The 22,139-nt window shown below is 65.8% G+C and carries 18 protein-coding genes and 1 tRNA gene; 6 read left to right on the top strand and 13 right to left on the bottom strand.

The genetic code is table 11. From position 1 onward, the window contains the following. Window positions 1-278 precede the first annotated feature (278 nt). Complete coding sequence (locus OU995_RS07275; protein WP_267834870.1) at window positions 279-1,115, top strand: IclR family transcriptional regulator domain-containing protein; 837 nt, start codon at window positions 279-281, stop codon at window positions 1,113-1,115. 135 nt (window positions 1,116-1,250) lie between these two features. Here OU995_RS07275 and OU995_RS07270 read toward each other — a convergent pair whose 3' ends face one another. Further along, on the bottom strand, window positions 1,251-2,792 hold the full coding sequence (locus tag OU995_RS07270) for a 3-hydroxyacyl-CoA dehydrogenase (RefSeq protein ID WP_267834869.1): 1,542 nt from the start codon (window positions 2,790-2,792) through the stop codon (window positions 1,251-1,253). 90 nt (window positions 2,793-2,882) lie between these two features. Continuing rightward, a complete protein-coding gene (locus OU995_RS07265) occupies window positions 2,883-3,671 on the bottom strand; it encodes an enoyl-CoA hydratase-related protein (RefSeq protein ID WP_267834868.1) in 789 nt (262 codons plus the stop codon). A gap of 228 nt (window positions 3,672-3,899) precedes the next feature. On the opposite strand from OU995_RS07265, the gene OU995_RS07260 reads away from it, so the two are divergent. Then, window positions 3,900-5,918 (top strand): M13 family metallopeptidase, encoded by a 2,019-nt coding sequence (locus tag OU995_RS07260; RefSeq protein ID WP_267834867.1) that lies wholly within the window; start codon window positions 3,900-3,902, stop codon window positions 5,916-5,918. Window positions 5,919-5,960: 42 nt separating this feature from the next. Here OU995_RS07260 and OU995_RS07255 read toward each other — a convergent pair whose 3' ends face one another. After that, window positions 5,961-7,271, bottom strand: a complete 1,311-nt coding sequence (locus OU995_RS07255; RefSeq protein WP_267836200.1) for a GH1 family beta-glucosidase — start codon at window positions 7,269-7,271, stop codon at window positions 5,961-5,963. A gap of 183 nt (window positions 7,272-7,454) precedes the next feature. Next, the gene (locus OU995_RS07250; protein WP_267834866.1) at window positions 7,455-9,869 is read right to left on the bottom strand and encodes a TonB-dependent receptor; all 2,415 of its coding nucleotides are present in this window, start codon (window positions 9,867-9,869) and stop codon (window positions 7,455-7,457) included. Window positions 9,870-10,164: 295 nt separating this feature from the next. Here OU995_RS07250 and OU995_RS07245 point away from each other — a divergent pair, with 295 nt between their 5' ends. After that, window positions 10,165-11,739: a tryptophan halogenase family protein gene (locus OU995_RS07245; RefSeq protein WP_267834865.1), complete on the top strand. Its 1,575-nt coding sequence runs from the start codon at window positions 10,165-10,167 to the stop codon at window positions 11,737-11,739. A gap of 4 nt (window positions 11,740-11,743) precedes the next feature. Here the strand turns inward: OU995_RS07245 and OU995_RS07240 are convergent, their stop codons facing one another. The 6 genes from OU995_RS07240 to OU995_RS07215 form a co-directional block, all read right to left on the bottom strand. Beyond that, complete coding sequence (locus OU995_RS07240) at window positions 11,744-12,811, bottom strand: LacI family DNA-binding transcriptional regulator (RefSeq protein ID WP_267834864.1); 1,068 nt, start codon at window positions 12,809-12,811, stop codon at window positions 11,744-11,746. Window positions 12,812-13,197: 386 nt separating this feature from the next. Further along, a tRNA-Leu gene (locus OU995_RS07235) sits at window positions 13,198-13,282 on the bottom strand. Window positions 13,283-13,405: 123 nt separating this feature from the next. After that, window positions 13,406-14,815: an FAD-binding oxidoreductase gene (locus OU995_RS07230; protein ID WP_267834863.1), complete on the bottom strand. Its 1,410-nt coding sequence runs from the start codon at window positions 14,813-14,815 to the stop codon at window positions 13,406-13,408. Further along, complete coding sequence (locus OU995_RS07225; protein ID WP_420714878.1) at window positions 14,809-15,816, bottom strand: 2-oxoadipate dioxygenase/decarboxylase family protein; 1,008 nt, start codon at window positions 15,814-15,816, stop codon at window positions 14,809-14,811. The genes OU995_RS07230 and OU995_RS07225 overlap by 7 nt, the downstream gene beginning before the upstream one ends. A gap of 100 nt (window positions 15,817-15,916) precedes the next feature. Further along, window positions 15,917-17,422: an aldehyde dehydrogenase family protein gene (locus OU995_RS07220; protein ID WP_267834862.1), complete on the bottom strand. Its 1,506-nt coding sequence runs from the start codon at window positions 17,420-17,422 to the stop codon at window positions 15,917-15,919. A gap of 14 nt (window positions 17,423-17,436) precedes the next feature. Further along, window positions 17,437-18,531 (bottom strand): saccharopine dehydrogenase family protein, encoded by a 1,095-nt coding sequence (locus OU995_RS07215; RefSeq protein WP_267834861.1) that lies wholly within the window; start codon window positions 18,529-18,531, stop codon window positions 17,437-17,439. 169 nt (window positions 18,532-18,700) lie between these two features. Here OU995_RS07215 and OU995_RS07210 point away from each other — a divergent pair, with 169 nt between their 5' ends. The 3 genes from OU995_RS07210 to OU995_RS07200 all read left to right on the top strand — a co-directional run bounded on the left by OU995_RS07210 (window position 18,701) and on the right by OU995_RS07200 (window position 19,714). Then, window positions 18,701-19,159, top strand: coding sequence for an Lrp/AsnC family transcriptional regulator (locus tag OU995_RS07210; RefSeq protein WP_267834860.1), 459 nt, complete (start codon window positions 18,701-18,703; stop codon window positions 19,157-19,159). 158 nt (window positions 19,160-19,317) lie between these two features. After that, the gene (locus tag OU995_RS07205) at window positions 19,318-19,452 is read left to right on the top strand and encodes a hypothetical protein (protein ID WP_267834859.1); all 135 of its coding nucleotides are present in this window, start codon (window positions 19,318-19,320) and stop codon (window positions 19,450-19,452) included. A 130-nt stretch (window positions 19,453-19,582) separates the two neighbouring features. Next, on the top strand, window positions 19,583-19,714 hold the full coding sequence (locus tag OU995_RS07200) for a hypothetical protein (RefSeq protein WP_267834858.1): 132 nt from the start codon (window positions 19,583-19,585) through the stop codon (window positions 19,712-19,714). Window positions 19,715-19,785: 71 nt separating this feature from the next. Here the strand turns inward: OU995_RS07200 and OU995_RS07195 are convergent, their stop codons facing one another. From OU995_RS07195 to OU995_RS07185, 3 genes are all read right to left on the bottom strand, one after another. After that, a complete protein-coding gene (locus OU995_RS07195; RefSeq protein ID WP_267834857.1) occupies window positions 19,786-20,673 on the bottom strand; it encodes a hypothetical protein in 888 nt (295 codons plus the stop codon). 19 nt (window positions 20,674-20,692) lie between these two features. Then, the gene (locus OU995_RS07190; RefSeq protein WP_267834856.1) at window positions 20,693-21,565 is read right to left on the bottom strand and encodes an ABC transporter ATP-binding protein; all 873 of its coding nucleotides are present in this window, start codon (window positions 21,563-21,565) and stop codon (window positions 20,693-20,695) included. Window positions 21,566-21,626: 61 nt separating this feature from the next. Beyond that, a complete protein-coding gene (locus OU995_RS07185) occupies window positions 21,627-21,977 on the bottom strand; it encodes a GntR family transcriptional regulator (RefSeq protein ID WP_267834855.1) in 351 nt (116 codons plus the stop codon). Window positions 21,978-22,139 lie beyond the last annotated feature (162 nt).

Raw genomic sequence — 22,139 nt, 5'->3', positions numbered from 1 at the left:
ACCTCTTGATATAAGGTCCGCCTCGTCATTTCCCGTTGCCAATCGCCCTTCGCCTCCCCTTTCATCAAGCAAATTTGCGATGGCCGCCCCCGACATCCTCAAAATGAAGGGTGGAGGGCGATCTACGTCGCAAATTCCCCGGATTGGTGCAAAAGTGTGCGAATAGCGTTGGAAACAATTGCCCTGGCAAAGATTCTTCACAGGGTTGTCCCTATAGTGACGGGCATCTCCTGCCCACGCCCAGCAGATTTGGGCGTTAAACGCACAGATGGTTTGCCATGTCCGCTGAACGCTCCCTTGACGACGAACTGACCGCTGCTGCGGTCATTCCTGAATCCCCCACGGAAGAAGTCCGTACCGGTCCGCTGAAGCGGGACCTGGTGGCCGGCCTGGAAAAAGGTCTGGCCGTGATTGAAGCTTTTGATCAGGAACGTCCGCGCCTGACCATCAGCGAAGTGGCTGGCCGCACCGGCCTGACCCGCGCCGCCGCGCGCCGCTACCTGCTCACCCTGACCCACCTGGGTTTTGTGTCGCAGGACCGCAAGATGTTTGCCCTGACCCCCAAGGTGCTGCGCCTGGGCCAGAGCTACATGCATTCCGCCCGCCTGCCGCGCATCATCGAGCCGGAACTGCACAAGCTGGCTTACGCCATGAAGGAAGCCAGCTCCGCAGGGGTGCTGGATGGCAATGATGTGATCTGCATCTCCGCGACCAGCGCCGGCCGTGTGGTGTCCCCCACCCTGCAACCCGGTACCCGCGTGCCGGCTTACTGCACCGCCAATGGCCGCGTGCTGCTGGCCGCCCAGTCGCAGGCGGATGTGGATGCCTTCATCGCCCGCCAGGAACTCAACGCCCTGACCCCGCACACCATCACCCATCCGGAACGTCTGCGTATCGAAATCGCCCGGGCACGTGCTCAGGGTTATGCGCTGATCGACCAGGAACTGGAACAGGGTCTGCGCTCGGTGAGCGTGCCGCTGAAGAACTACAAGGGCGACACCGTCGCTGCGATGGCCATCAGCGTGCACGCCTCGCGCATGAGCATGGAACAGATGGTGGAGCATTGCCTGCCCCCGCTGCTGCAAGCCCAGGCGCACCTGCGCATGCTGCTCTGAAGTCAGCCCCGCCCATCAAAAACGCCGCTGCGGACTCCCTCAGCGGCGTTTTTCTTTGGCGCATCAGGGTTGAGCGCGGTCGATGGCGGAGCACGGCCCATTCAGCGCGTCCAAGGGATCAGCGCCGCAGGTGGCTCAATCCGTCCAGCGCTGTTGCTGCAACAACGGGCTCACCCGGTACCGCTCGCTGCGATAGCTGGTGAACAAGGCGTCCAGCAGGTCGACCACCGGGCCGGCTCCCAAGCGGGCCAGCCACTCGAAAGGTCCGGCCGGGTAGTTCACGCCCAGTTTCATCGCGGTGTCCGCCGCCGAGGCGTCGCAGACCCCCTGCCAGACGGCATCCGCCGCCTCGTTGATCAGCATGGCGACGGTGCGAGCCACCAGCAGGCCGGGAAGGTCGCGAAGCTCCAGCGGTTCCCAGCCGAGATGACGCAGCAGGTCCCGGGCAGCCTGCTTCTGCGCGTCATCCACCTTGGGCGCAAAGGCCACGGCCAGGCCGTCTGCCCGGTCCGGTGCCAGCGGCCAGTCGATCACGGCCACCCCGGGATGGCGACGACGGTGGGCCACTTCGGCCGCGCAGCGTCCCTCGGTGAGATGCAATTGCAGCTTCCCACCGTCCAGCATCAGCCCCTGCCAATCCGTTTCCGGCGCGCGCGTGAAGACCAGTCCGCGATGCCCCAGCCAGTGGGCCAGTGACTCCACCAGCGGCCCCTGCCCGGCCAGCGTCACGGCGGGAGCCGGTGTGTCGGGCCGCTCGACGGGGGATGGTGCCGGCGGCACGCCGTCGTAAAAGCCCCTGCCCACCTTGCGTCCCAGCCGCCCCCCCTCCACCAGTGCGCGTTGCACCAGGGAGGGCTGGAAGCGCTTGTCGCCAAAGTTGGCCTCGAACACCGACTGCGTGACCAGCGCATTGGTGTCATGCCCGATCAGGTCCATTAGCTCACAGGGCCCCATGCGAAAGCCGGCCCCCCGCAACGCCCGGTCCACCACCGCCGCTGTCGCCCCCTGCTCCTGCAGCACCTGCAGGCTTTCGGCGTAATAAGGACGGGCGATCCGGTTCACGATGAAGCCCGGGGTGGAACGCGCATGCACAGGCGTCTTGTTCCAACGCCGTGCCAGTGTCTCGACGGCGGCTGCGGCGCCGGCCGCCGTCTCGGCGCCCCACACCACCTCCACCAGCTTCATCAGCGGCACCGGGTTGAAGAAGTGCATGCCCACCAGGCGCTGCGGCGTGGTCATGCCGTTGGCCAGGGCGGTGATGCTGATCGACGAGGTGTTGGAAGCGATCAGCGCATCCGGCGGCAGCAGCGCGTCGAGCTCCTTGAGCAGCGACCGCTTGGGCTCCAGCTGTTCGATGATCACTTCCACCACCAGCGCGGCGCCGGCCAGATCGGCCACCGACCGTGCCGGCCGCAGGCGCGAGAGAATGGCGTCGCGCTCCTCCGGCGGCATCCGGCCCTTGGTGACCAGGCCGTCCAACGCCTTGCCAATGCCGGTGATGGCGCCAGCGGCGGCCCCGTCCCGCACATCCATCAGTTGCACCGGATGCCCGGCCTGCGCGGCCACCTGGGCGATGCCCGCGCCCATCACACCGGCACCGATCACCGCCACCGGCGCCTGCGCTGGAGGCACCTCGGTCACTCGCCAAGGAGCGCCTGCGGGTGTTGCTGTGGTCATTAAAAGTCTCCGTCAGCGGCGCGCTGCGGCGCGGCCGTCTGTGCATCGATCAGTGAAAGGGGCGTGGTCAGGATAGGCCTCGCCATCGGCTCAGGCCGGCGGAATCCACGGCGCGGGCTGCTTGGCCAGGAAGGCGGCGAACCCTACGCGGGCTTCGTCCCCGGTTCGTATCCGTGCGATGGTCTGGGCGGTCAGTTCCAGCACCTGCGGCGTGATCGGTCCCACCGCCAGCTGCGCCATCAGCCGCTTGATCTCGGCTTGCGCCTGCGGCCCCCCGGCCAGCAGCTCCGTGATGCAGGTCTGCACGGCATCGTCCAGGCCCTCAGCGTCCACCACCTGCTGCACCAGGCCCAACTGCAGGGCTTCCGGTGCCTCGATGCGACTGGCGGTCAGCGCCAGACGGCGTGCCTGACGCGGCCCGACCGCATTGACCACATAGGGCCCGATGACCGCCGGCAGGATGCCGAAGCGGGCCTCGCTGACAGCGAACTGCGCCCCACGGGTGGCGATGGCGATGTCGCAGGCCAGGGTCAGGCCCACGCCGCCGCCCAGTGCCACGCCATGCACCTGGGCGAGCGTCGGTTTGGGGCAGCGCGCCAGCCCATCCAGCATGGTGGCAAAGCGCCGGGCGTCCTCGACGTTCCAGCCCTGCGAGGCCTCGGCGGCCCGCTTCATCCACTGGATATCCGCTCCGGCGCTGAAGGCCTTGCCGTTGCCGGACAGCACGATCACCCGCACGGCGGGGTCTTCGCCCAGTTGCCGGAAGGCCTCGGTGAGGTCGGCAATCATGGCCTCGTTGAAGGCGTTGAACACCTCCGGCCGGTTCATCCTCACGCGAGCCACGCCCCGCGCATCGGTTGATATCTGCAATGTCTCCACATGCACTCCTGACTCTGTCGGCGGTCCGCGCGGCCATCGCCCCGCAGGCCGCAGCGGTCCTTGGTCCTGTTTGGGCGGAGTATCGCAGTCCCGACGGCAGTCGCCCGGCGGCGGTCCCGACGGGTCGCCCCCTGCGCCTGCGGGACTCATGGCTTTTGGCAGCCCCTGTCTTTTGTCATAGGCTAGATGCTCCGTCGGGCTTGCCCGCACTCCTTTCATGCGCCTGTGATGAAAAAAGCCATCCGTCTGACCCTGCTGGCGACCGCGATGCAGTTCGCCGCCCTTGCCATGGCCGCTCCCCCGCAGTCGGGCCTGGACCTGTCCGGCGCGGACAAGACCGTCCGCCCGCAGGATGATCTGTTCCGTGCGGCCAACGGCCATTGGCTGACCCACACCGCCATCCCCAACGACAAGTCCTCCTTCGGCGCCTTCACCGTGCTGGCCGACATGACCGACAAGCGGGTGCGCACCATCGCCGAAGCGATTGCCGCCAAGAAAAGCAAGGCCGGCAACGACCAGAAGATCGGCGACTACTTCAACGCCTACCTGAACACCGCCGCCATCGACAAGGCCGGCCTGGCCGCCATGCGCCCGATGCTGGACAGCATCCAGGCCATCCAGACCCGTGAGCAGCTCGCCGCCTGGATGGGCAAGACCAACGGTGTGGTCGACACCGCCGTGGGGCTGGACATCGAGGCCGACTATGCCGAACCCGGCACCAACCGCCTGCAGGCCGGGCAGAGCGGCCTGGGTCTGCCCGATCGCGACTACTACCTCAAGAAGGACGACGAGCGTCTGGCCAAGGCCCTGGGCGCCTACCACCACTATCTGGAAACCCTGGCCCGCCATGCCGGCCTGAAGGACCCCGCCGATGCTGCACGCCGCGTGCTGGCCCTGGAGCGCAGCCTGGCCGAGGTGCAGTGGGACAAAGTGGACCTGCGCGAGCCGACCAAGGTCTACAACCCGATGACGCCGGAGGAGCTGGCCGCCAAAGCGCCTGGCTTCGACTGGAAGGCCTACTTCGCCGCCGCGTCGCTGCCCCAGCTGGACAAGCTGGTGGTGATGGAACCGAGCTACTTCGTCAGCGCCGCCAAGCTGCTGGCCAACGCCCCGCTGGAGGACTGGAAGCTCTACCTGACCCTGCATGCCCTGGATGCCCATGCCGACGTGCTGCCCAAGCCCTTCCGGGAGGCGCATTTCGCCTTCCACGGCCAGGCGCTGAGCGGCCTGAAGACCGACCAGCCGCGCTGGCAGAAGGCGGTGGACCATGTCAACGGCGCGCTGGGCGAAGCCGTGGGCCAGGAATACGTGAAGCGCTACTTCCCGGCGGCGGACAAGGCCCGCATGCTGGCGCTGGTGAACAATTTGCTGGCGGCCTACAAGACCTCCATCGACGGCCTGAGCTGGATGACGCCCGCCACCAAGGCGCAGGCGCAGGACAAGCTGTCCAAATACATGATCAAGATCGCGTATCCGGACACCTGGCGCGACTACGGCAAGCTGGAGGTCCGGGCTGGTGACGCCCTGGGCAATGCCCAGCGTGCCGCGCAGTTTGAATGGCAGCGCAAGGCGGCCATGGCCAGCAAGCCGGTCGACCGCCGCGACTGGCTGATGACACCGCAGACGGTGAATGCCTACTACAACCCCACGATGAACGAGATCGTGTTCCCGGCCGCCATCCTGCAACCGCCCTTCTACAACCCGAAGGCGGACGATGCGGTGAACTACGGTGCCATTGGCGCGGTCATCGGCCATGAAATCAGCCATGGCTTTGACGATCAGGGCAGCCAGTTCGACGGCAACGGCACCCTGCGCAACTGGTGGACCGATGAAGACCGCAAGGCCTTTGACGCCATCGGTGCCCGCCTGGTGGCCCAGTACGAAGGCTATGAGCCGATCCCGGGCAAGCACGTGAACGGCAAGCTGACCCTGGGGGAGAACATTGCGGACTTGTCCGGCCTGCAGATCGCCTACAAGGCATATCTGCGGTCGCTGGGCGGCAAGCCGGCCCCGGTGATTGACGGCTACACCGGCGAGCAGCGCTTCTTCATGGGCTGGGCACAGGCCTGGCGCCAGAAGACGCGTGAGGAGCGCGAGCTCACCTTGCTGACGGTGGACCCGCATTCGCCTCCGGCCTTCCGGGCCAATGGCGCGGTGGTCAACCACGACGGCTTCCACGAGGCCTTCAAGACCCGCCAGGGCGACAAGATGTACAAGGCGCCTGAAGACCGTATCCGCATCTGGTGATGAGGGCGGTCGGGGGCGCGCCCAGAGGAGCGCCCCCGGTTCTTACGGCTGCCGGAACTGCTCAATCACGTTGCGGTACCAGTGGGCACTGTCCTTGGCCAACCGCTGTTGACTGTCATAGTCCACATGGAACAGGCCAAAGCGCTTCAGGTAGCCGGAATTCCATTCGAAGTTGTCCAGCAGGCTCCAATAGAAGTAGCCCCGGACATCCGCGCCCAATGCCACCGCCTGCGCCAGCGCGGAGAGATGGCTGCGCAGATAGGCAATGCGGGCCTGATCGGGCACCGCACCGTTCACCACCGTATCCGCATTGGCCATGCCGTTTTCAGTGATGTACATGGGGGGCGGTGTGTATTCACGGGTGATGCGCAGCAGATGTTGCGTCAACGCCTGCGGATAGATCTCCCAGCCCATGTCGGTGAAGCCCAGTTCCCCCGGCGGTGTCAGGCCAGGCTGTTGGGTGCTGATGAAGCTGCGGGTGTAGAAGTTCACCCCGAGGAAGTCCAGCGGCTGATGGATCAGCGCCAGGTCGCCCGCCTGGATCTTCGGCGCGTCCGCCCCGAGGTAGTCGATGATGTCGGCGGGATACTGGCCCCGGAACACCGGGTCCATGTACCAGCGCGTGCTGAGGCCGTCATCAATGCGCGCGGCACGGCGGTCGGCCTCCAGCAGCGGTTCGGCCGGGAATGACGGGGTGAAGTTCAGCACAATGCCCAGCTCGGACTTCGGCCCCACGGCCCGCATGGCCTGGATGGCCGCGCCGTGGGCCATCAGCAGATGGTGGGACACCTGCGCCGCTTCGGCACGGCTGGTGTGACCGGGCGCAAACTGCGCGGTCTCGTAGCCCAGCGTCGCGGAGCACCACGGTTCATTCAGCGTGGCAATGCTGGCCAGACGATCACCCAAACGACGCGCCACCTCTGCGCCATAGTCGGCAAACAGCGGCACCACATCGCGGGAGAGCCAGCCGCCAATGCCGTCATCCAGCGCCTGCGGCAGGTCCCAGTGATAGAGCGTGGCATGCGGGCGGATGCCCGCTTCCAGCAGCTTGTCGACCAGCCGGTCGTAAAACGCAAAGCCGGCTTCATTCCAGGCGCCGCGGCCTTGTGGCTGCACGCGAGGCCAGGCAATGGAGAAGCGGTAGGCATCCAGGCCCAGCCACTTCATCAGCGCCACATCATCGCCATAGCGGTGGTAATGATCACAGGCCACATCGATGTTGGAGGCATCCTTGATGCGGCCGGGCTGGGCGCAGAAGCGGTCCCAGATGGATTCCCCCTTGCCGTCCTCGCGGGCTGCGCCCTCGATTTGTGCAGCACTGGTAGCAGAGCCCCATTGAAAGCCTGCAGGCAGGCTGGAAAATCAGATCGCGGATCAGGGCGGTATCGGTCGCGGGCGTGGCGTCGGAAGGCTGCATGGTCTTTCTGTTCATGGCGGAATCAAAGGCAGGGAGTGGCACGGCGGGCCATCGCCCTCGGGCAAGGCCGCGCAGTGCAGTCAAACGATGTCCAGCCGGGCACTCCCATCACCTGCCCGTCAGAAGTTGTAGCCCGCGTTCAGGCCGAAGGTGCGGGGCGCCGAGTACTGCGCCACCCAGATCGGATTGGCATAGGTACCGGCACTGCCTGCGCTGGTCTTGATCTTCTCGTCGCTGACATTGCGGACATAAAGATCGGCATACCAGTTGCGCTTGGAGGTGTAGCGCAGGCTGATGTCTGCGGTGGAATACGCCTTCTGGCGGTCCCCATCACCCAGGTTGAACACCGACAGCCAGTTGGCGGTCTGGTAGTGGAAGCTGATGCGCGGCGCAATGCCGTCTCCATTGGAGAGCGGGAAGTTGTGCTCGTACATCAGCTGCAAGGCGAACTTCGGCGCATGGGGCAGTTCATTGCCGGTGACGTCGACGCAGTTTCCGCCCAGGGCTGGGTCAAAGCAGGTGGGCAGCGCATAGTCGTTGGACGCCGCCACCAGTTGGCCCAGCTTGGTCTTGGTGTAGCTGGCGCTCAGTTGCAGCTTGTCGTCCGACGTGAGCATCACAGCGGTTTCCACTTCCAGGCCGGAGACCTTGGCGCCTTCCGCATTGCTGTAGGCGAACTGGCGGTTGCCGTTGACGATCACCGGCGCGCTGAACTGGAAGTCCTTGAACTTCATGTGATAGGCGCTGGCATTGAACGTCATGCGGCCATCCCACAGCGTGGTCTTGTAGCCCAGCTCGTAGTTGGTCAGGGTTTCGGGACCATAAGGCAAGCCACCGTCACCAGTGCCGCCGGACTTGTACCCGGTCGAGACGCTGGCATAGACCATCGCGGTCTTGCTCAGGTCGTAGGCGGCGCGGGCCAGCCAGGTCGTCTTGTTTCCGGTGTAGTGGGCATCGTTGATGTTGCCCGCCGTGTAGCCGTTGGCCGGATTCGTCGGGTCCACCGACGGGTTCAGCGGAATCTGCGGTGCCGAGGCATTGCCGGCCCAGACCCATCCGCGGCCGCCCTTGTTCTTGCGGTCATCATGCGTATAGCGCAGGCCACCCGTGACGTGGAAGGCCTCGGACAGGTTCCAGGTCGCCTGGCCAAAGGCGGCGGTGGAATCCACCGTTTCCTTGGGCTGGATGAACGACCCCTGCCAGCTGACGGTGCCCTGCTGGGTGCCGTTCATGATGGGGATATCGAAGCGGATGCCGTTGTCTTCAGCGGCGTAGTACAGACCCAGCACCCAGTCGATGGTCTGGCGCTCGTTGCTCTGCAGCGTCACTTCATGGCTGTGGCTGGTGTACTTGCTCCAGACGGTGTTGTCCGCTTGGTGAGGACCGCCCGTGGTGAAGCTGGTGGGCACATTGACACCGAAGTCCTGGTCATAGGTGCCGGAACCTTTGAAGTGGGTGTAGCCCGCCACGTAGGCCAGTGCCATGCCGCCGAGGTCATATTCCAGACGGCTGCGGATGGACGTGGAGTCGCGCTTGAGCGAGGGGGCGGTGTCGATCAGGGCCGACCAGAACTTCTCGCCTTCACGTGGGGTCTGCATCAGGCTCATGGACGGCGTACCACGATCCATGAAGTGTTCCAGTGACACGTCCCAACGCAGCTTGTCGCTGGGCTTGAGCAGGAAGCTCAGACGCGCGGCGGTCTGGTTCTGGGCGTTGTATTTGTCGCCGCTCTGAACAAACAGGCTGTTGTTGATCGGCTGAAAGCCCACCGCCGTGCCGCCACCGGCGACATAGGCGTTGTAGGCGGCCTGCTGCGAAGCCAGCGAAATCTCGGGCGGACGCTGGTAGGACACATAACCGTCGTGCTGCTCATGCGCAAAGGCAAGACGAGCGGCGGCGGTATCGCCCAGCGGAATGTTCACGGCGCCTTTGACGCCCATGCGGGCGTAGTTGCCCACACCGCCTTCGACATACCCGGAGCTGTCACGCAGCACCGGCTTGGCGGTCTTCATGTTGATGGTGCCAACGGTGGAGTTCCGGCCCCACAGGGTGCCCTGCGGTCCGCGCAGGACTTCGATGCCGTCCAGGTCGAACAGCATGGTGGCGGCACCCTCCGGACGCGGCGCAAACACGCCGTCCACGAAGAGGGCCACTTCCGGGTCCGCGTATTCGGTCTTGGCACTGTCATTGCCGATACCGCGCAGCGTGATGCTGACAATGCCGTGGTCGCCCTGACCGGTGCCCTGCATGCTGGGCACCAGGTTGAACACATCCAGCATGCTCTTCACATGCGCGTCCTCCAGCGTGGAGGCGTTGATGGCGGTCACCGACACCGGGGTCTTCTGCAGTGAAGTACTGCGCTTGGTGGCGGTCACCAGCACCTGCGGCAAGGCCTGCTTGCCGTCCTTGGTTTCGGCGGTGGCACCGGTGCTGCCCTGAGGGGCGGATTCCTGTTGAGGGGCGGGCTGAGGCGCGGGGGTGTCAGGGGCCTGCTGAGCGTGGACCGCGCCGGCCATCAAGGCTAGAACTGCCATCTGAACGGGGGTCACCAGCCCAATGGCTGGCCTGCGGGACGAAGCTGAAGTCATGTTGTCTCCTGGGTGGCTTTCGGGAAGCTCTTGAAAGGTTGCTCTTGTGATTTGATGGCGATCCTAGGCAATCGCTGACAACGTTGTCAACGAGAACATTGACACCGTTGTCATTTCGGGCACTATCATTTACCCGTAGTCGCTCTCCTGCCCTCTCGACGCGTCACAGGTCCCATGGGCAGGGCAATCCCGGACGACTGATGCCTTTGCACAACACAGCATAAACACGGAGACAACCGGCATGAAGGCGATTGAGGACATTCTCATTGTGGGTGGCGGTACGGCCGGCTGGCTGACGGCGGCGTTTCTGGCGCAGCACCTCGGCACGGCCCATGGTGGGGTTCGCATCACGCTGGTGGAGGCTAGCGACATTGGCATCATCGGCGTCGGTGAAGGCACCTTCCCCTCGATTCGGGGGACCCTGTCTGCCATCGGCATTTCGGAATCGCGATTTCTGCAGGCCTGCTCCGCGACCTTCAAACAGGGGGTGCAGTTCAATGACTGGGTGCGTCCGCCGGTGGCGGAACGAGGGCCGGAGCAGCGAGGCAGCGATCACTACTTCCATCCTTTCAGCCTGCCAAGCCAGCGCCCGGGCGCGCCGGAACTGCTGCCGTACTGGCTGATGGGCGACGCAGGTCCCGACCGGGCCTTTGCAGAAGCCGTGACCCTGCAGAAGGCGGTGGTGGATGCGCGTCATGGGCCCAAGCGGGCCGGCGATGGTGATTTCCAGGGCGCACTCAACTATGCCTATCACTTCGATGCGGGGCGCTTTGCGGTGTTGCTGGCCGAGCAGGCCCAGTCGCTGGGCGTGAAACGAGTGATTGCCACTGTCGATCAGGTGGCGCTGGATGAACAAGGTGCGATTGAGGCGGTGCACACGCGCGAAGCCGGTGTGCTGCGGGCCGGGCTGTATGTGGATTGCAGCGGCTTTCATGCCCGGTTGATCGGACAGGCGCTGGGCTCTGCCTTCAAGCCGTTGAAGGATGTCCTGTTTGTGGACCGCGCCTTGGCCATGCAGGTGCCGTATGAGCGGCCGGACGCGCCGATTGCCTCCTGCACGATGGCCACGGCCCAGCACCATGGGTGGATCTGGGATATCGGACTGCAGGAGCGTCGCGGCATCGGGCATGTCTACAGCAGCCGGCACACGGATGACGAGTCTGCGGAGCGGGAACTGCGTCACTACATCGGCCCGGCTGCGCAGTCACTGACACCGCGCAAGCTGACGCTCAATGTGGGTTATCGAGAAACGCAGTGGGTGAAGAACTGCGTGGCCGTGGGCCTGTCCGGCGGGTTCCTGGAACCGCTGGAATCCTCCGGCATCGGGCTGATTGAAACGGCCGCCTATCTGATTGCACAGCTGTTCCCGTTTGACGGCGATACCGAGCCGGTGGCCCGCCACTTCAATCGGTTCATGTCAGAGCGATATGCCCGCATCGTGGACTTCATCAAGATGCACTACGCGCTGACGCAGCGCCGGGACACCCGCTTCTGGCGCGACAACGCGGACCCCAGCAGCATGCCCGACAGCCTGCGCGACAAACTCGCCATGTGGCGCCATCGCCCGCCGCAGCGGCTGGACTTCATCACCGATGTGGAGATGTACCTGCCGGCCAGCTGGCAGTATGTGCTGTATGGGATGGAATACGAGACGCGCCTGGAAGGTGCCCGCGCGGGTTGGCGCCGCTCAGCAGAGGCACAGCAGGAGTTCCGCATGATTGCCCAGTTGGGTCAGCATGCCGTGCGGGACCTGCCGCGCCACCGGGAGCTGATCGAGCTGATGCTGAGCCGGGCCGGATTGAAGATGGCCGCTTGAGGCTTCAGGCGCCTTTGCGGGCGCGTGTGGGTTTGTGCAGCGAGGCGGCGGTGGAGTCACGCACGATCAGTTCGTGCTTGAGCACGCGGTGCTGCCCCGCCTGCGTGACGGCCTCCCCGGCGCCCTCCCCGGACCGTGGCGCGCCGACCAGCAGATCAACGGCCGCACGCGCCATTTCATCCATGGGCTGGCGCACGGTGGTCAGCGGAGGCCAGACGCGGGCTGCGGCGGGTGTGTCGTCAAAACCGGCGATCGACAGGTCCCCTGGCACTTCCAGGCCCAGGCGCTGCGCAGCCACCAGCACCCCCAGCGCCATTTCATCATTGCTGGCGAAGACGGCGGTGGGCCGCTGGCGGCGGCTCAGCAACTGATAAGCGGCGTCCACGCCGGTGGGGAAGGTGAAGTCCCCCTGGACCACCAGGTCCTTGTCCAGCGGGATGCCGTGGGCCTTCAGCGCGGCGGCATACCCTTGGTAGCGACGTTTCGACGCCACCTGGTCCTTGGCGCCCTTGATGATGGCGATGCGCTGGTGGCCCAGGCTGATCAGCAGGTTGGTGATTTCTTCCGCCGCATGCACGTCGTCCATCCGGACGCTGGGATGCTCGGGGTTGTCCGCCGCCGGGGAGATCAGTACACAGGGGGTCTGGCTGTCGCGCAGGGCCTGCAGCACCTGCGGGTTGTCGCACAGCGGGGGAGTGAGGATCATGCCGTCCGGGCGCAGGGCGGAGACCATGCGGTCCACCTGCTTCTGCAGGTCGGGGGCATCGTTGTGGAGAGATTCCACCACCAAATGGTAGCCGGCCTCGCGGCAGCGCAAGGTGGCCCCTTGCTGGACGCCGCCCACGAAGGCCGCGCTGGGGTCGTAATACAGCAGGCCGATGAGAAAGGACCGGCCACCGGCCAGGCTTCGGGCGGATTGCTTGGGGCGGTAGTTCAGCCGCGCCATCACCTGCTGCACCTGGTCCCGCGTTTCGGCGTGTACCCCGGCCTCCTGGTTCACAACGCGGGAGACGGTCTTGATCGATACCCCCGCCTCGCGGGCGACATCGATGATGGTGGCGGGTTTGGGCATGCGCCGATTTTGTCGCAATGTCCGGGGGAGCGGGGGGACGGACGTTCAGCGCGAAATGAGGGGCTGCATCAGGCGCTCACTGGCAGCGCTCACTGGGGCACTCACCGCGTGCAGTCACTGGGGCACTCCGTGCAGCGCAAATTGAGGCTTGCCGGGGGGGCGCACATGGGCGCGTACATGGGCGCGTACATGGCCGCGTACATGGCCGCGCAGGTTGCGGCACACATAGCGGCGCACGTTGAGGGGGCGTCGTGTGAGCGGCCGTGTGAGGGGAGGATGCAGCGTGCGCACTGGTGGCCCTGCCTCGGGCACGGCAGGCCGCATGCTCAACATGCCCAGCAGCGCGCAGAAATGCGAAAGGCCAGCGTGTGCTGGCCTTTCAGATTTGGTGCCCAGGAGAGGACTCGAACCTCCACGGAGTTACCCGCTAGTACCTGAAACTAGTGCGTCTACCAATTCCGCCACCTGGGCTTTCAGGATTTATTCACTGACCACTTCAGCTTTCAGCTCCCAAGCTGCTGCTTGTTTGCTGTTTTGCTGCACTGATCAGCGAAGAATTAGACTTTAGCACAGCTGGAGGGGTTGGCAAGCGTTTTATGCGCCCCATTGCGTTCCCCCCAAACGTGTGTGCGGATCAAAGAGCATTTGTACGCGGCCCGCCCAATCCAGCACCGCAGGCGAGACCTGACGCCAATGCGCCCGATACGCCTCCTGCAGTTGCGGTCCCACACCATGCTCCGCGCTGATGGAACCACCGTGCGCCGCCACCAGCCGATAGAGGCCCTCCCGCAGGGCCAGTTCTTGCGCCGGGTCCAAGGGTCCCGCCTCCTTGGGCCAGACCATGTTGAAGTGCAGGCCGCCGTCGCCCAGATGGCCAAAGTCGGCCAGCCGCAGTTGGGGGTGGTTGAGCGCCAGCCAGGCCGCGCCTTCTTCCCGGAAGACCATGAACGCACGCCGAGGCAGCGACAGGTCCAGCCCGATCACCTTGCCCTGCACCCGCAGCCCTTCGCTGATGCGATGCCGCAGGCCCCAGATGGCCTCGTCCGCATCCAGCACGGCGTCTGCCACCCGGCCGCTCTCAAACTCAGCTTCCAGCCAGCCCTGCAGCAGCCCCTGGAGATCGAGTTGGTCGGAGGGAAGCTCGCTGCTGAGTTCAATCAGCAAGGCATAGTCCGGCAGCTCGCCACTGAACCATCGGGACAGATCCTGCCCATGCAGCCCCGCTTCCAGCGCGGCCCGGCTGATGCCCTCAAAGGCCGACACCAGCACACCCCAGCGCTGCATCACCGTCTGATAGAGCGGAAACACCGGCGCGAGGCCACTGGGCGCCACCAGCGCCACGGCCCGCTGACGCGGCAGTGGGCTCAGCTTGAGCGTGGCCTCGGTGATGACACCCAGGCTGCCCGACGACCCGATGAACAGATGCCCCAGCGCCAGCGCCGAGTTGTCCTTCTGCAGGCCCTGGCCACACCGCAGCACCTGCCCCGCCGGTTCGGCCAACACCACTTCCAGCCCCAAGGTATTGGCCCGCACGTCTCCATAACGCAGCATGCGGGTACCGCCGGTGTTGTGGGCCAGCATGCCACCGATGCTGGGGTCGGCACTCAGGTCCACGGGGAACCACAAGCCGTGCTCGGCCAGCCGTTCATTCACTTCAGACAGCCGATAGCCCGCCGACAGCCGCAAGGTCCGGTCCAGCAGATCCAGCTCAAAGACCTGCTTGAGCCGTTCGGTGCTCAACAGCAGATCCCGCTGCGCGTCCGTCGGTGTGCCGGCGCGCACCAGCCCTGTGTGCGCGCCCTGGGCAATCACCCGCACCCCATGGTCGGCCGCAAGGGCCATCAGCGCGGAGACTTCCGCCACGCTGGAGGGGCGCACCATGCACGCCGCCTGCCCTGCGCCATACCGGGCCGGTTGCAAATAACGCGGCTCGATGCCGGCGCCCTCCTGCACATGAGCGTCCCCACACAGGCCGCGCGCCTGAGCCAGCAGCGCGGTCAGCATGTCGGAGCCTCGTCGGTGGTGGCACGTCCGGCGGTCATCTTGAAGATGCCGGTGGCATTGCCCGCGTCAAACGCCAGGTCCAGTGCCGTGGAGCCGGGCAAGGGCTCACGCTGGATGAACTCATGGAAGCTGCCAGGCACTTCCAGCATCACCCGCTGCCCACGGTCGTGAAACTCGCGCATCACCCGTGCTGCGCGGAAGGCGGTCTGGCGCACGCGGCCGGTGGCCGAGGTTTCCACACTGTCCTTCACTGGCCGGCCCAGCGCCCGCTGCGCCTCGGCCACTGCGGCGACGTCGGCCACACGGTCGGTGGCATGGTTAAAAGCCTGGCCCTCGGTGGCGATCCAGGCCATTTCTGCAGACTCGCTCAGCAGTTGCTGATAGTCGTCCGCTTCAAACAGCCCATGGTGGCGCGCAAAGCAGGCGATGAGATGCGGCAACAGGACCTCCGCCGCTGCAAAGGGCAACTGCCGGTCACGCGCGAGTTGCTCCAGCAAGGCGAGGTCGGCCGGCGACAGCGGATCTCGCGATGTGGACAACACCCGCGTCACCGTCGCCTGGAAGCCTTCGGAGAAACGCTCCGGATGCAGTTCGGAGACAAAGTACTGCGCCACGTCCTCCGGCAGGTCGGCATGACGCCAGGCCCGACCGGTCATCTTCAGCCGAGGCAGCGGATAGGTGGCCGCCATCTCGAATCCCAACGGCCGCAGCACACGTGTGATGGAGGCTTCGCCGGGCGGGAGCTGGCCACTCGGCCAGGCCACCGTGCGCAACGCGCCATGGTCAAACACGAGCCGCTCGCCGGCCCGCTGCAGGTCCGCCACATAGGCCGACGCCATCGGCACCCGCCGGGTGACGTCGAGGAACAGCGCCATGTTCAGGGCCTGCGCCAGTTCGGCGCGGCTCACCCACGCCTCCACCGGGCGCAGCAATGCAGGCACCACATGCAACTGCGCAAAGGCCTGGCGAGCCAGTACCTCCCCCAGCGCCACCGTCAGCAGCCGGAAGACACCCGTCTGCTCCACCGCCTGCCCCTGTGTTGCCGCAGCCGCCAGAGAGGCGGCCTGGGGAGCAGCGGAGGACGTTTGGATCGTTCCCAACTCAGACATCGAACTTCACACCCTGCGCCAGCGGCAACTCGCGCGAATAGTTGACGGTATTGGTGGTGCGGCGCATGTAGGCCTTCCAGGCATCAGAGCCGGACTCGCGGCCACCGCCGGTTTCCTTCTCCCCGCCAAAGGCCCCGCCGATCTCGGCGCCGGAGGTGCCGATGTTCACGTTGGCGATACCGCAGTCAGACCCGGTGGCGCTGACAAAGGTTTCGGCCTCACGGATGTCGTTGGTGAAGATGGCCGAAGACAAGCCCTGCGGCACATCGTTTTGCAGCGCAATGGCTTCGTCCAGCGTCTTGTATTGAAGGGTGTAGAGGATGGGGGCGAAGGTTTCCTGGCGCACCACCGCCGTCTGCGCCGGCATGCGCACCAGCGCGGGCACGGCATACCAGGCTTCCGGATAACGCGACGCCAGCGCACGCTCGCCACCGGTCACTTCCCCGCCCTGCGCCCGAGCGGCCGCCAGTGCTGCCTGCATGGCATCAAACGCGGCCTTGTCGATCAGCGGGCCGATGAGGTTGCCGGCTTCGATCGGGCTGCCGATCTTGAGTTGGGCGCGGGCGCGCTCCAGCCGCTGGACCAGCTCGTCATGGATGGATTCATGCGCAATCACACGACGCGTGGTGGTGCAGCGCTGGCCGGCCGTGCCGTAGGCACCGAACAAAATGCCGCGCACCGCCAGATCCAGGTCGGCGCTGGGGGTGACGATGATGGCGTTGTTGCCGCCCAGTTCCAGCAGGCAGCGGCCAAAACGCGCGGCCACGCGGGGCCCCACGGCGCGGCCCATGCGGGTGGACCCCGTGGCCGACACCAGGGCCACACGGGGGTTGTCCACCAGGGTCTCGCCCACAGCGGCACCGCCCACCACCACCTGCGACAGATGCGCAGGGGCGCCGGCATAACGGGCCACCGCCTTCTCAAACAGCGCCTGCGTGGCCAGGGCCGTCAACGGCGTCTTTTCGCTGGGCTTCCAGATGCAGGTGTCCCCACACACCAGGGCCAGCGCGGAGTTCCAGGCCCACACCGCCACCGGGAAATTAAAGGCGGAAATGATGCCCACCACCCCCAGGGGCAGGTACTGCTCCATCATGCGGTGGCCGGGGCGCTCGCTGGCAATGGTCAGCCCGTGCAACTGGCGGGAGAGGCCGACTGCGAAATCGCAGATGTCGATCATCTCCTGCACTTCGCCCTCGCCTTCGCTGGTCACCTTGCCGGCTTCCAGCGAGACCAGACGGGCCAGGTCTGCCTTGTGGGTGCGCAGTTCCTCGCCAAACAGGCGGACCAGTTCCCCACGCTTGGGGGCGGGCACCTGGCGCCAGGCCAGGAAGGCGGTGTGGGCACGGCCCACGGCCTCGCTCATGGCGGCGGCGGCGGCCTCCGGCACCGCGCCAATCACGGCGCCGTCGATGGGGCTGCGGACAGTCAGGGAGCCGCCGGTGAAGGCGGTGCTCGGCACGCCCAGGGCGGCCAGCAGATCGGTGCTTGCAATGCTCATGGGTCGATTCTCCTTCAGCCGATGGACTCCACCTGACGAGACTGCTGATAGGCCTGGCCGAAGCGGTTGGCCAGGAAATCAGGCAGGGCCACTTCTTCCTGCCGGATGAAGCCGCTTGGCGGCAGGCGGCCTTCGCGGAACAGGTCCACGGCGGCGCAGATGCCAGCGGCCGTGGTGATCTGGATGGCCGACAGCGGCTGATCACCTTCCCGCTGGGCAAAGATCTTCCGCGCGAAGACTTCCTGCATCAGCATGCCGTTCTTCATGCCGGACACGGTGACAAACACCAGCACCACGTCCTGCATGGTGGCCGGCATGCTGCGGCGCATGATGTCCTTGAGGGTCTGCTGGTCGTTTTTGAGCTGCAGGTCGTCCAGCAGCAACATCATCAGGTCACGGTGGCCGGGGTAGCGAACGGTCTTGTAGTCCAGGTTGCGCACCTGGCCGGCCCAGGTTTCGCAAAGCGTGCCGAGGCCGCCGGAGGTGTTGAACGCTTCATACTCGGTCCCGTCCAGCGAGAAATGCTCCAGCCCTTCCAGCGGCAGCGCCGAGATGGCCTGGCCGTCGTGGATGGCCTCGCAGGGATGGCAGTACTCATTGATCAGCCCATCCACGCTCCAGGTCAGGTTGTATTTGAGGGCGTTGGTGGGGAAGGCCGGCAGGGCACCGACCCGCATCTTCACGTCCTGCAGTTCATCGAAGCGCTTGGCCAGATGATGGGCCACGATGCCGATGAAGCCGGGCGCCAGGCCGCACTGCGGCATGAAGGCGGTCTTGGCGCCTTCGGCGATGCGCTTGATTTCCTGGGTGGCGGCAACGTCTTCGGTCAGGTCGAAATAGTGGCAGCCCGCCTCCAGCGCCATGTGGGCGGCTGGAATCGCCAGGTGGTAGGGCAACGCATTCACCACCGTCTGCTGCCCACGCAGCGCGGCGGCCAGGGCCGGCTGGTGCTCGGTGTCCACCTGCTGGGTGCCAATGCCTTCCCTGGCCAGCAGGGCCAGGGCCTGTGCATTGCGGTCCATCACGGTGACCTGGTAATCCCCGCTGCCGTGCAGCAGGCGCGCGATGGTCTGGCCGATGTGTCCGGCGCCCAGCAGTGCCACTTTCATGAGTCGACTCCTTGTTCCTGGTTTGAGATGCGAGCGAAGCGTTTTTGCAAAGCTGTCCGCAGTCTCCCCAGGGCTGGCGACGAAAGAAAGCACCAGATCGTCGAAAAAGCCTGCTAGCCTGACGTTTCGTCATCGTCCACATTCACTTCGTCAGAACCAAGGGTTTGTCATGAGCGACTCCACACCGCCTTCGCTGAGGGACCGTCTGGACCGTGACCTGATCACGCTGCTGCAGGCCAATGCCCGAGAGTCCACGGCCAACCTGGCACGGAAATTGGGCATTGCCCGCACCACGGTGGTGGCTCGGCTGGCGCGCTTGGAGGCGGACGGCTTGATTGCGGGCTACACGGTGCGCCTGGGCGGCGCAGCGGTGGAACGTGGCGTGCAGGCGTTTGTGGGCATCACCGTGGAACCGCGTGCGGGCCGGGAGGTGGTGAAGAAGCTGTCGCGATTGCCGGAATTGCGGCAGCTCGCGTCCGTGAGCGGCGCCTTTGACTACATGGCCACGCTCAGAGCAGAAAGCACGGCGCGGCTGGACGAATTGCTGGATGAGATCGGGGAGTTCGACGGGGTGTTGAAGACCCACACCTCCGTGCTGCTGGCGCTGCGGGTCGATCGCAACGCGTGAGTGTCTCAGCCGGGCCGCCTTGGCTCGTCAGCTGGCGGAAGCCGGCTGTGAACGTGAGTAACGCACGCGTAACGCACGGCAAGCAGGCGTTGCTCCCGTCAACGCAAAGGCCTGGCACGACGTTTGCACGGTACGTTGGCCAGCTCAAGGAGAGCACCATGTTGAAGACTGCTGCAGCCGCCAAGCGCGGACAACCTGTCCTGATCGGAGTCAAGGCTCTCGGCCTCATGGCCGTGGCCTGGGGCGCCGTGTACCCGGCCCTGCTCTGGGGCCTGGGGACTGTGCTGCCCTAAGGGCGGATCTCCCTCTGCTTCACCTCAAGGCATCGCCATGAAAGCCCCTTTGCACCTCCATGGTTCCGTGGCGGACGCAAGCTCGGAACGACGTCAGGCTGCCGCACGCCGACTCTTTCGACGACGGTTGATGCGCGCTGCCAGCATCCTGCTGGCGGTGGCGCTGCTGTGGGCGGCCATGGCGCTGCTGAATGAAGCCGAAGGGGATCTACGTCAGGTTCGTGCGCCGGACTGGACCACCTGCGGCCCTGCGCTGGCCTGAGCAGCGCCGCGTTTCAGCGGCGACACCCAATACCGGGCCGCCCTGGCCCATCACGGGCCCACCACGCATCATCACGCCACCCGACGGCGCTGCCACACCATCAGCCCGAAGCACGCGGCTGCCACCACCAGCCCGCCGAAGAATTGCGGGCTCAGCATGTGTTGAAGTGCGAGCAGCATGTCCTGCGGCGCCCAGGACGGGAAGCGATAGAGCGCGTCGTACAGCTCTTCCATCGGCAGGCTGGTGTTGCCTGCCGGGAAGGACGTCAGCCCCGGCGCGCCGCTGATGAGGGAGAGCTTGGCGCCCAGCACCTGGCGCCCCAGCACCTCCATCAGGGCCCGGCCGTCATAGAGCTTGATCAGTCCCCCCAGGCCGAACATCAGCAAGGGTGCGCCCCAGCGCTTGAGCCACGCACTGGCGGCCATCAGCGCCAGCAGGAACGGTGAGAGCCACAGCAGGGCAAGCACCAGCCCCAGCATCAGCCGGGCCAGCAGCCACACGCCAGCCACGCCCAACCCGGCCCACTGCATCTGCCGCAGTCCGTCCGGGCCCAGTTCCTTGAAGGCCATCGCCGCCCCCACCAGCGCGCCCCCGGCCGTGGCCAGCACCAGGGCGCTCAGGGGCAGCAGCAGGGCATGCGCCAGCAGAGGTGCAGCCAGACTCTGGCTGTCGGTGCCGGGCAGGGATTTCCAGAATTCGATCGAGCGATCCTGCTGATCGCGTCTCGGCAGGGCCATCAGTTGATAGAACGATGTGGCGAGGGTGATGGCCATCACCAGGCCCATGGTCAGCCCCGCGCTGATGAGGGCGATCGGTTCCGGCGCCATCGTTTCCACGCCGGCCACCTGACTGAAGGGCACCAGTGCCAGCAGCACGATCACCGGGATCAGCACGATGCCGGCCCAGCCCCAACGGTATTGAAGCCACTCGCGCAGCAGCAGGGTATTGAAGGTTCTCATGCTTGGGTATCTCCGCGCTTCAGGCCTCGCGGGCCTGGATTTCCGGCTTGCGTGTGAGGGCCATGAACAGGTCCACCAGGTTGGGCCGCAAGCGCTGGCCCAGTTGGCTGATGTCCTCCGGGGGCGGTCCATCGAACAGCGCGGCCGGGCGGCCTTGCACCCGGTAGCGCAGCAGCGGATGGCTGGCTTCGATGGCCGCTGCCGCCTCGGGGTCGTGGGAGAGCGCCACGAAACGGGCGTCGATCTCGGCCAGGCTGATGTTGAGCACCAGGCGGCCCTCGTCCAGCATGATCACATCCGACAGCAGGGTTTCCACTTCCTCCACCTGGTGGGTGGAGATCAGCACGCTGCGCTCGCCATCACACCACTCGTCGATCAGCATCTCGTAGAAGCTCTTGCGGGACATCACATCCAGCCCCAGGGTGGGTTCGTCCAGCACCATCAGGCGGGCATCGATGGCGGCCACCAGCGCCAGGTGAAGCTGGGTGACCATGCCTTTGGAGAGCTGCTTGACCCTGTCGCGCTCACCCACCGAGGTGCGGCGCAGCAGCGCCCGGGCGCGGTCGGCGGAGAACCGGGGCTGCAGGCCGGACATCAGGGTGATGAGGTCGGCCACGCGCGCCCAGCGGGGCAGCACGGCCACATCCGGGATGTAGCACAGAGCGTCGAGCAACTGGCTGCGATGGGCATGCGGGTCCAGGCCGAGCACCTTCAATTCGCCGCTGAAGGCCTTGATGCCGACCAGCGCCTTCATCAAGGAGGTCTTGCCGGCGCCGTTGTGGCCCAGCAGCCCGACCACCCGGCCGGGCGGGATGTTGAAGCTCACGTCCTGCAAGGCGACCTTGCGGCCGTACTGGAGGCTGAGGTTGCGAGCCTCGATCAGGTGGGTCATGGGTGCTCCCTATCGCGTGTGATCCGGATGTTCGACGGGTTGGTGCGGCAGGCCAGGAGGCTCATGCGTCCTCCCAGGAGAGGTCTTCCTGGCGCAGGCCCAGGCGACGCAGTTTCTCCCGCAGCCGGGGCCATTCCTGCTGCAGGAAGTGCTCGCGCTCCGTCTGCAGCAGGCGGGTGCGGGCGCCGCTGCGGACATACATGCCCATGCCGCGGCGGCTCTCCAGCAGGCCCTCGTCCACCAGCGACTGAAGGGCCCGACTGACGGTCAACGGGTTGATCACATAGCGGCTGGCCAGCACCCGGACCGAGGGCATGGCATCGCCTTCATGGGGATCACCGTCCAGCAATTGCGCGGCCAATTGGTCGGCAAGCTGCTGGTAGATCGGCGCATGGTCGTTCCAGCTGGGCATCGGGTGGGGCGCCAAGGCGCCGGTGTGTTGGTGAGGTAACACACCATAACGAGGGCCAGGGGGGCGCGCCAAGGGTGGGCGACGAAATGCAGGAAAGGGGGGATGAGATGCAGGGGGCGCTATTCCTTGAGCTGGCCGCTGAGTCTGACAATCAGAACCATG

This window comes from Roseateles sp. SL47, assembly GCF_026625885.1.
In the GTDB taxonomy this organism is placed as follows: domain Bacteria; phylum Pseudomonadota; class Gammaproteobacteria; order Burkholderiales; family Burkholderiaceae_C; genus Roseateles.
The sequence above is the reverse complement of the archived record's forward strand: the minus strand, read 5'-3'. Positions and strand labels throughout refer to the sequence as shown.